The organism is Cedecea sp. AS113 (assembly GCF_037152415.1).
Lineage (GTDB): Bacteria > Pseudomonadota > Gammaproteobacteria > Enterobacterales > Enterobacteriaceae > Cedecea.
Genome location: NZ_JBBCMI010000049.1, coordinates 1 through 1164 on the forward strand (window position 1 = coordinate 1; position 1164 = coordinate 1164).

Annotated in this window: 1 pseudogene; it reads left to right on the forward strand. The window is 62.6% G+C overall.

Annotation, left to right across the window (positions count from 1 at the left end):
* A pseudogene (locus WFN87_RS23945) lies at positions 1-1164 on the forward strand (hypothetical protein); the annotation flags it as partial.

The following is a 1164-nucleotide window of genomic DNA, read 5'->3' on the forward strand; positions in this document are numbered from 1 at the left end:
TGAAGATAACGGTGAATTTGCGGCCGGGGCCAGCGTCAATTACCTGTTGCATCCGCTGGCGACGGTCGGCGTGGCCGTGCAGAAGACGGGGGAAGAGCGTCAGGCCGGGGTTTCACTCGACTGGCAGGCGGCAAAGCCGGTGCAGCTGTACGGTAATATCTGGCGGAGCAATCTCACCGGTCACGGGTTTGATACCCAGGGAATATGGTCGCACGCAAAGGGTAATGTCGCCCTCAGCCACAGCCGGAGCTGGTATCGCCAGGAAGATGAACCCTACCGGTATACGGCTCGCCCTTCGCTGGAACACAGCAGCGTGCTGTCCACCACCTGGCGCCTGAACAGCGAGAACAGCCTCACCGCCCGTCTGACGCACAGAAGCCGTCACAGCGGTATCGGTGCCGACGTGGGCTTTAATACCCGTACCGTACTTGCCGGGAACGCCATTAACTGGCGGCTGGCCGCGTTTGATCGCCCCTACGGCAATGGCAGCACGTTACGCAACCGCGGCGTGAGTCTCTCCGCCAGCTTCGCGCTCGGCGGGCAGAAACGCAGCGGCAATATCAGCGTCGGCAGCCGCACGGACACCAGCGGCAGCCGGGATCTCTATACCTCCGCCTCGGTCAATCAGACCTGGGACAAAGGCCCCGTGAAGATGACGACGGCGACGCTGACGGCGGACCGCCACGGCGCAGGGTTCAGCACTTACAACCAGTTTGATACGCCGATGATGGCGGGCACTTTCTGGGGGCAGAGCTCAACGCTGGACGGCAGGCTGTCCGGCGGCCTCAATACCGGCAGCCTGCTGGCGTTGGGTGGCGGGCGGGTCACAATGTCGAAACAGGCGGCACATTATCAGGGCGGCGGCATGATAGTGGATGTCTCCTCCGACGATAAAAATGCCGAACTGGTGGCGCTTTATCCGGGTGGTACAGTGCCGCTCAAACCGGGCAGGAACTTCATTCCGGTCGATGCCTGGCAACCCGGCACGGTGCAGATTGACTTCCCCGGCACGGAAGCCCCGGCGCTGAAAGTCGAGCCTGAGTACCTGAGCTACCAGCATATTCGCGGGGGCGTCAGTGCGTATTCCGTGAAAGTGATGAAAACGGTGACGGTGATGGGGCGCCTGGTGGACGGCGATGGCCACGCCCTGGGCGGTGCTCAGGT